Annotated in this window: 5 protein-coding genes; all 5 read right to left on the reverse strand. The window is 70.6% G+C overall.

Translation table 11 applies throughout. The features are described from left to right. Positions 1–4 precede the first annotated feature (4 nt). Positions 5–1,966, reverse strand: a complete 1,962-nt coding sequence (locus tag AB0E67_RS27005) for a BTAD domain-containing putative transcriptional regulator (protein ID WP_362031326.1) — start codon at positions 1,964–1,966, stop codon at positions 5–7. A 9-nt stretch (positions 1,967–1,975) separates the two neighbouring features. Continuing rightward, the gene (locus AB0E67_RS27010) at positions 1,976–2,281 is read right to left on the reverse strand and encodes a hypothetical protein (RefSeq protein WP_362031328.1); all 306 of its coding nucleotides are present in this window, start codon (positions 2,279–2,281) and stop codon (positions 1,976–1,978) included. Between the two features lie 392 nt (positions 2,282–2,673). Beyond that, positions 2,674–5,262 (reverse strand): ABC transporter permease, encoded by a 2,589-nt coding sequence (locus AB0E67_RS27015; RefSeq protein ID WP_362031330.1) that lies wholly within the window; start codon positions 5,260–5,262, stop codon positions 2,674–2,676. After that, positions 5,259–6,047 carry an ABC transporter ATP-binding protein gene (locus AB0E67_RS27020; RefSeq protein WP_360109878.1) on the reverse strand — a complete coding sequence of 263 codons (789 nt, stop codon included), beginning with the start codon at positions 6,045–6,047 and terminating at the stop codon, positions 5,259–5,261. Before AB0E67_RS27020 ends, AB0E67_RS27015 begins: the two co-directional genes overlap by 4 nt. Before the next feature lie 438 nt (positions 6,048–6,485). Then, entirely contained in the window at positions 6,486–8,891 is a 2,406-nt protein-coding gene (locus tag AB0E67_RS27025; protein WP_362031332.1) for a DUF11 domain-containing protein, read from the reverse strand. Between the last annotated feature and the right edge of the window lie 173 nt (positions 8,892–9,064).

Below are 9,064 nucleotides of genomic sequence, written 5' to 3' on the forward strand. Positions count from 1 at the left end.
GGGGTCACACCTTCTCTGTGCGGCGGATGCGTTCCTGGTCGGTTCTTCGTGCGTGGGCACGGAGCAGTGAGTGGATCCGGTACGGGCCCGGCGGGCCGTCCTCCAACAGCCCGGCGTCGGCGAGCCGTTCCAGGACCGCTTCGGTGACGGCGGGGACGTCCTCGGGCCTGAAGCCGTCCCCGGGGGTCGCGGCCACCCGGAGGAACGCCTCGGACAGCCTGGGGTCGAGCCGGTTCAGCGCGCCGTCGAGGACGGCGGTCACGGACAGGCCCGGAGTGTCGGTGAGCGTGAGCCGGGCCAGCGGGTCGTCGCCGAGCCAGTCGACGGCGTCACCGAGCCGCAGCGCCGGCCGGGTCAGCAGACGGGCCGTCAGAATCCTTAGCGCGAGCGGGAAATGGCCGCACAGCCCGGCCAGTCGACGAGCGGCGTCCGGTTCCGCCTCGACGCGCTCGGACCCCAGCACGGACCGCAGCAGCGCGTACGACTCGGCCCCGGTGAAAGCGGACAGCCGCTGCACCCAGCCGCCGTGCGTGGCGACGAGTCCGGCGAGCCCCATCCTGCTGGTGACGATCACCGCCCCCTGGGCCCGCGCGACGGCGGGCAGCAGCGGGCGCACCTGGTCGGCGTCCACGACGTCGTCGAGGACGAACAGGACGCGCCCGCCGTCCGGTGCGGTACGCAGGGCCGCGGCCACCTCCGCACGGACCGCGGCGGGGTCCCGGGGCTCGCCGTCCGGCCGGGTCATCCGCACCAGCACCCGGCCCCCCGGGAAGTGATCCCGTGTCAGGTGAGCGACGTGGTGGGCCAGCGCCGACTTGCCGATGCCCGGAGCGCCGGACACCAGCACGGTGGGCGGGTGCTCGGCGGCGTCCCCGAGCGGGGCGGTGAGCCGGGCGGCCGTCGCGGCGGTCCCGGCCTCCCGTCCGGTGAAGTTCGGCACCGGCGAGACCGTGGGCGGCCCGGCCGCGCCGACAGCCGCTCCGGGCAGGTCCGCGCCGGTGACCGTTCCGGACGGGTTCGCGCCGGTGGCCGCTCCCGACGGGGCCGTACCGACGGCCACCGCTCCGTGCGGGGTCGTACCGGCCTTGAGCACGGCGGCTCCGGCCGCTCCGAACCCGGCCGCGGCGCCGGCCGGCGGCAGCGCTGCGGGGCCCGCCGCGGTGACCACGGGCCCTTCGAGGATCCGCGGGCCCGCACCCGTGCCCATGGCGGCAGCGGCGGCACCGAGATCCTCACCGCGCAGGATCGCGAGTTCCAGCTGCTGGAGAGCGGGCGAGGGATCGACGCCCAGTTCGTCGAGCAGGAACCCCTTCACCCGGCGGTACTCCGCGAGGGCCTGGGTCTGTCGGCCCGTACGGTACAGCGCCTCGATCAACTGCTCGTGGAGCCGCTCGTGGCCCGGGTATACGCGCGTAGCAGTCCATAGTTCGACGAGGGCCTCGCCGTACCGTCCCAGCACCAGCAGCAGGTCGCAGACCCGTTCCACGCTCCGCAGCCGCTCCTCGGCCAGGCGCGGCACCTCGTCCCGGTGCAGCACGTCGGAGCGCACGTTGGCCAGCAGGGAGCCCTGCCACAGCGACAACGCGTCCTTCAGCTCGCACAGCTCCGCCTCCGGATCGCGCGACAGGACCTCGGCCCGCCGCACCTGCTCCCGGAAGCCGAGCAGATCGAGGGTGTGCGGTCCGGCGGTGATCCGGTAGCCGCCCGGCACCGCCTCGATCGACGTCTCGGTCACCCCGTGCTTGCTGAACAGCCGACGCAGCCGCAGTACGCAGGTCTGGAGCGCGGCCTTGGCGGTGGCCGGCTGCTCCTCCCCCCACACGGCCTGCTGGAGGTAGTCGGCGGACACGACGGTGTTGGCATGCAGAAGGAGCGCCGCCAGCAGGATCGTCGGCTTCGACGGCTGGAGCACGACGGCCTCGGGGCCGTCCGTGAGGGTCAGCGGACCCAGCAGCTGAAACCGCATCACCGCGGTCTAGTCCCAGCCGTTGACCAGCTTGCACACCTGCGCGGGTGCGGAGGACACGGGCAGCTGGGCCACGATCGCCTCCAGCTCCGTACAGACCCGCTGGACGAGGTGCGCGGGAAGGCTCTCGACGCCCCCGGCCTGGGGGAAGGCGGCCTGTGCGGTGGCGGTCCGCGGGGCGGCGGACCGCTCGGCGGGGACGGTACCGGCACTGGCCGTACCCGCGGTGAACCCGAAGGCGGCGAGGGCGATTCCCGAGACGGCGGCGGTACGTGCGAGGGCGGCCGGCTTCCGTGAAAGCGAAGAACTGAACACGTTTTCCCCTTCGGCTGGTACGTCCTGCCGGGGGTCCCCGGCAGGACGACGATGCCAGCGGGGAAGGGGCGCGAACGGGCCCGGTCGTGTCAGCTTGCTGCACCTCCCGCGGCAGCTTCGTGCAACCGCCGCCCCGCGCATGGGGAACATCCGGGCGGCACGGGCACGGCGCGATACCGCACGACACGGCGCGATACTTCATGACACGGCATGACACGACAGCGGCCCCGGGGTGTTTGGAGGAACACCCCGGGGCCGGTCAGTCATCCTACGTCGACCGCGTACACGGCGATCGCACCACTCGGTGACGGTGCGACCGGTCCATGCCGCCCCGGTCGATCCGTGCCGGTTCCGCCAGTCGGTGGCGGTTCCGTCAGTCCATGACGGTCCCGTCAGTCGGTGGCGATCGCGTTCAGGACGTTCATCCTGCCCGCCCGGAACGCCGGGACCAGGGCCGCGAACAGGCCGACGAAGGCGGATCCGACGAAGACCGTGAGGATCGTCGGCCACGGGATCTCCAGGACACCGAGCCCCTCCAGGGCCAGCAGCTTCTGGGCCGCCGTGCCCCAGCCCATGCCCAGACCGAGGCCGAGCAGGGCGCCGAAGACCGCGATGACCACGGACTCCAGCCGGATCATCCGCCGCAGCTGGCGCCGGGAGAGACCGATGGCGCGCAGCAGGCCGATCTCACGGGTCCGCTCGACCACGGACAGGGCCAGGGTGTTCACCACCCCGAGCACCGCGACGATGATCGCGAGCGCGAGCAGACCGTAGACGATGTTCAGCATCTGACCGATCTGGTCCTCCATCATCTCCTTGAAGTCCGCCTGGTTGCGCACCTCGTACTGCGGGTACGGGGCGAGGGCCTTCTTCAGCCCGTCGTACGCCTCCTTCTCCTTGCCGTCGACGGCCTTGGCGAACATGAGCATGTTGTCCGGCAGGGCATCGGCGGGCAGGTACCGGGCGGCGGTCGTGATGTCGACGTACATCGAGTTCCTGTCGACGATCGCCTCGTCCGAGGTGATCGCGGCGACCTTCAGCTTCGCCGTCTCGCCGCCCGTGAACGCGACGGTGATGCGGTCGCCGACCTCGATGTGGTGCTCGGCGGCGAACTTCTCCCCGACCGACATGGCGTCCGGGCCGTACGCGTCGGCGATCTTCCCGGCGACCGTCTCGCGCCGGACGACCTCCGGGTACGTGGGGTCGGTGGCGGACAGCCCCGACCCCTTCTCGACCGCGCCGTCCGGGGTGGTGAGCCGGGCGCCGACGAGCTTGTACGAGGTGAAGTGCTCGATGCCCGGCGCGGACTCCAGGGCCTTCACGGCCTGGTCCACCAGGAGCGCGCCCGAGCCCCCCTTCGGCTGGACGATGAAGTCGGCACCGACCGACTTGTCGAGTTCGTCGGTGGCCGAGGCGACCAGTGAGGAACCGACGACCGAGAGGCACGCCACCAGGGCCAGGCCGATCATCAGCGCGGCACCGGTCGCCCCGGTGCGGCGCGGGTTGCGCAGGGCGTTGCGTTCCGCGAGCCGGCCGACGGAGCCGAAGACCCGCAGCAGGACCGCACTCAGCGCCCGGACCACGAACCCGGCCAGCAGCGGCCCGATCACGATGAAGCCGACCAGGCTGAGGACCACACCGACGCCGAGCCACAGCGCGCCGGTGCCCGACTCGTCGGCCCGCGTCGCGGCGTACAGCGCGGCGCCGCCGCCGAGGGTGAGGACCAGACCGATCACGGCCCTGACCCGTCCGGCGCGCCCGTCGGCGGAGTTCCCGGCGTCGCGCAGCGCGGCCATAGGGGAGATCTTCCCGGCGCGGCGGGCCGGGACGTACGCGGCGACGACGGTGACGACGACACCGAGCACCAGCCCGGCCACCGGGGTCGTCCACACGACGGTGAGGTCCTGGGTGGACAGCTCCATGCCCACGGCGCCCATGACCTTCATCAGCCCGACGGCGAGGCCGATCCCGGCGCCGACCCCGAGGACGGAGCCGACCAGACCGAGGAGCAGCGCCTCGATCAGCACGGAACGGTTGACCTGCTCGCGGCTCGATCCGATGGCCCGCATCAGCCCGATCTCGCGGGTGCGCTGGGCGACCAGCATCGAGAAGGTGTTGACGATCAGGAAGATGCCGACGAGGAAGGCGATCCCGGCGAAGCCGAGCATTGCGTACTTCATGATGTCCAGGGAGGAGGCCATCGAGTCCTTGCTGGCGTCCATGGCCTCCTTCTGGGTCTGGAGCTCGTACCCGGAGGCGCCTCCGAGCGCGGCGGCCACGTTCTTCTTCACCTCGGTGTCGGCGACGCCGGGTTCGGCGGTCACGAAGACGACGCTGAAGACTCCGGGCGCGCCGAGCAGCTTCTTCTGCGCGGTGGCGGTGTCGAAGTAGACGGCCGCCGCACCGGGGTTGGTGACCTTGAACGTGACGATGCCGCTGATCCTCGTCACGAGGTCGCCGTCGGCGGTGATGGTGCGCAGCGTGTCGCCGAGCTTCAGATGGTGCTTGTCGGCGGTGTCGGCGTCGACCATCGCCTCGGACGGGCCGCGCGGCACGTGGCCGGAGGTGATCTCCATCGAACGCAGGTCGTTCTTCGTCCAGTTGCGTGCGATGGTCGGGGCGCCCGTGGTCGAGCCGATGTTCTTGTCGTGGCTGTCGACGACGGTGACGGAGGTGCTGACGACGGCACCCTCGGCGTGCCGCACACCGGTGGCCCGGGCCGCCTGCTCGACGGCGGCGGCGGGCACGGTGGCGGGCCTGCCGTTCCCCTGGGGCGGGGCGTCGTCCTCGGGCTTCTCGGGCCTGACGGTGACATCGGCCGCGGTCGCGGCGAAGAGCTTGTCGAACGTGGTGTTCATGGTGTCGGTGAAGACGAGCGTGCCGCACACGAACGCCACCGACAGCAGGACCGCGACGGCGGAGAGCGCCATGCGTCCCTTGTGCGCGAGGAAGTTGCGTCTCGATGTCTTCCAGACCGTCATGACGTCCGCCCGCGCGAGTCGAAGTCCTTCATCCGGTCCAGGACCTGGTCGGCGGTCGGGTCGCGCATCTCGTCGACGATCCGCCCGTCGGCGAGGTACAGCACCCGGTCCGAGTAGGACGCGGCCACCGGGTCGTGCGTGACCATGACGATGGTCTGGCCCAGCTCGTCGACGGACCTGCGCAGGAAGCTCAGCACCTCGGCACCGGCCCGCGAGTCCAGGTTCCCGGTGGGCTCGTCACCGAAGATGATCTCGGGCCGGGCGGCGAGCGCCCTGGCCACCGCGACCCGCTGCTGCTGGCCGCCGGACAGTTCGGTCGGCCGGTGCTTCAGCCGCCCGGCGAGACCGACCGTCTCCACGACCTGCTGGAGCCAGGCCGCGTCGGGCCTGCGCCCGGCTATGTCCATGGGCAGGGTGATGTTCTCCATCGCGTCGAGCGTCGGCAGCAGGTTGAACGCCTGGAAGATGAAGCCGATCCGGTCGCGGCGGAGCTGGGTGAGCTTCTTGTCCTTGAGCCCGGTGATCTCCGTCTGATCGAGGAAGATCTGGCCGGAGGTCACGGTGTCCAGCCCGGCGAGGCAGTGCATCAGCGTCGACTTGCCGGACCCGGACGGACCCATGATGGCGGTGAACTGCCCGCGGTCGATGTCGACATCGACGTGGTCGAGCGCGACGACCCGGGTCTCCCCCGCCCCGTACGCCTTGACGACCTGTCGTGCTCGTGCGGCGACGGCCGTACGCCCTCCAGTGCCCCCATGCCTGGGAATGGTCACAGCCGTTGTCACGGTTTGTCTCCTATTTCGGTTGGTGTTCGGGATGTCGCGGCGTACGAGGTATCGCGGTGCTCGGGATGTCGCGATGGTCGCGGCGTACGTGTACAGCCTGCTGTTCTCGCGGGTCCGGCGCGCTGGTGCACGGCCCCGTCTTCGGGTGGGGTTTTCCCCACCCCGCCCTCGTGGCCGGTCGCGTCCGCGGTGGCGGCACGCTGCGGAAACACGCTACGGAACGACCCGTGACCGCCACGTCGTCCGCCGGGACGAAACGTCCCTCCGCAAAAGTGGGGGGCGGCCCTTAAGGGCTCTCCCACCTCGGGCGGAGCCCTCCGGGAAACGTGGAGGCGCCCGCCGGGCCCACGGTCGGTTCCGTGAGCTCGGCGGGCGCCGGTACATGCGGTTACGGGGCCGGTCCTGGATCAGTCCCGTCTCAACCCTTCAGGGGTGCGGTCAGTTGGTGCGGCGTCGGCGCTTGCTGACACCGAGGACGAGTCCTCCGGCGATCAGCTGTGCGGCTCCGGCTCCGGCTCCGGCTCCGGCTCCGGCTCCGAGGAGGGTGAGTGCCTTGGCACCCGTGGAGGCCAGCCAGCCGGAGGACTTGTCGGCCGGCGGGTTCGGTCCGGTTCCCGGGAGGTACGGGGTGCCGGGCCCGTTCGGGGTGCCCGGTCCGGCGGGCTTGTCGCCCGGCGTGGTCTTCACCGTGGCACCGGCCTCGGGAGAGAAGACGCCCTTGTCCCCGGACGTTCCGGAGGCGCTGGCCTTGTTGACGACCTTTCCATTCGCCATGTCCTTGTCGGTGATGGTGTGCGCCGGGGCGGTGCAGTCCATCGAGGCTCCCGGTGCCAGGCTGGTGGCCGGGCAGGTCACCTGGCCCGCGGTGGGGTCCGACACCATGATGTCGGTGACGGTACGGGTGCCCTTGTTGGACACCTTCAGCGTCCACTCGATGCGGTCACCGGCGTCGGTCCTGCCGTTCTTGTTGACGTCGACCGGCTTCGCGGTCTTGACCAGGTCGAGCCGTCCCTCACCATTGGGCGGAACCGTCACCTTCGACGGCGGTGACACCGGGGGCTCGGTACCGCCGGGCGGGGTGCCCGTGGCCGTCGCGGAGTTCTCGATCGAACCGGCGTCGACATCCGCCTGCGTGACCTCGTACGACGCCTTGCACGTCACACTCGCGCCAGGCGCGAGGTTCGCGGCCTCGTCGGGGCAGACCACCTCGGACAGCTTTCCGGTGCCGGTGAACTCGCCCTCGTTCACCTTCACGTCCTTGATCGTGACGTTGCCGGTGTTCGTGACGAGGAACGCGTAGTCGACCTTCTCACCGGCCACCAGCTCACCGGGCTTCTCCGCGAAACCCGTCTTGACGACGGTCAGCGCGGGCTCCGAAGGTGCCGGAACCTCGACCTCCGACGGGGGCGACACCGGAGGCTCACCATCGCCGGGCGGAGTGCCCGTGGCCGTGGCCGAGTTCTTGATCGAACCCGCGTCCACGTCCTTCTGCGTCACCTCGTACGACGCCGTACACGTCACGTTCTCACCGGGTGCCAGCGACGCGATCCCGGCCGGGCAGACGATGTCGGAGAGCTTCCCGCTACCGGTGAACTCGCCCTCCTCCACCTTGACGTCCTTCAGCGCGACGTTGCCGGTGTTCGTCACCACGAACGCGTAGTCGACCGTCTCGCCCACCACCAGCTCGTCGGGCTTCTCGCTCTGTCCCGACTTCACGACCGTCAGGCCGGGCTCGGGCGGTGCCGAGACCTTCGCCTCGGACGGGGGCGACACCACGGGCTCGCCCCCGATCGGCGGGGTGCCGGTGCCGGTGGCGGTGTTCTCCAACGAACCCGCGTCGATGTCCTTCTGCGTGACCGTGTACGTGGCGGTGCAGGTCACGCTCTTACCCGGGGCCAGCGGGCCGTCCGGGCACTGGGCCTCCGGCGCGGTGCCGGTGCCGGAGAACGAGGTCTCCTTGACGGCCAGGTCCTTCAGTTCCACGTTCCCGGTATTGGTCAGCACGAACGAGTACGTGATCTTCTCGCCCGCGGCCTTCACGGTGTCGGGGTCGGCCGTCTTCTTCACCGACAGCCCCGGGACCTGGGGGGTGCCCTCGGTGGAGGACTCGTTGTTGCCCGGGGTCGGGTCTTCCTCATTGGCGATGACCGTGGCGGTGTTGGTGACCGGTTCGGTCATCGAGGCCGGGCTGTCCGCGGTGATGGTGATCTTGTTCTCGGCGCCGGCGAGAGTACGGCCACCGACGCAGGTCACCTTGTTGTCGGCCACCGTACAACCAGGCGTCGACGTCTTGACGTTGGTGAGCGGTGCCGGAACCACGTCCGTGACGGTGTAGCCGCTTGAATTGCCGGGCCCGTTGTTCTTCACCGTGAGGGTGTAGGTGACGGGGCTCCCCGGCTTGAACGTCTCGGGGCCGTTCTTCACAACCGAGAAGTCGGTGGGCAGACCGGGAGAGGCCGCGCCGTCGTTGTTGCCGCTCGCGGGGCCGGGCGCGGAGGAGACGAGGGTGAACGTCGGATTCGCCGACGCCGGGTTGGTGATCTTGATCTGGTAGACGGAGCCCGAGGCGTTGTCGGAAACGCCGATGTTGCCGTTGCCGAACGTCCAGTCCGCACCGAAGCCGAGGGCGCTCGCCGGAACCAACGTGCCGAAGGTCGTGACCGTCTTGGTCGCGCCCAGGAGATCGACACGGACCACCTTGCCAGTCGGTTCGACGCCCCAGAAATAGCCGTCCGCGTACGTGAGGTCGGGGGTGGGCGGCACCATGGGCAACTTGATCGTCGAGGTCACCTTGCCAGTGGCGGGATTCACCCGGTAGGCCACGTCCGTGGCACTGGAGCCCACGTAGAAACCGCCGTCGGGGCCGAACTCCCCCAGTTCGCGGAGCCCACCACGGCCTCGTTGCCCACGCGGGTGACGACGCCCCGTTACCTTTTTCGTGGCCCCGCAATGGGGTGCCTGGCCCCCGGGTCCGGTATGGCTGTGTGCCCCCTGTCGAAGTGGATGACCTGGGGGGT

The organism is Streptomyces sp. NPDC032161 (assembly GCF_040636995.1).
Classification (GTDB): Bacteria; Actinomycetota; Actinomycetes; order Streptomycetales; family Streptomycetaceae; genus Streptomyces.

What these genes read in the sequence shown, in the direction of transcription:
- AB0E67_RS27005 (WP_362031326.1), bottom strand. Translation starts at nt 1,966, where the DNA reads ATGCGGTTTCAGCTGCTGGGTCCGCTGACCCTCACGGACGGCCCCGAG.
- AB0E67_RS27015 (WP_362031330.1), bottom strand. Translation starts at nt 5,262, where the DNA reads ATGACGGTCTGGAAGACATCGAGACGCAACTTCCTCGCGCACAAGGGA.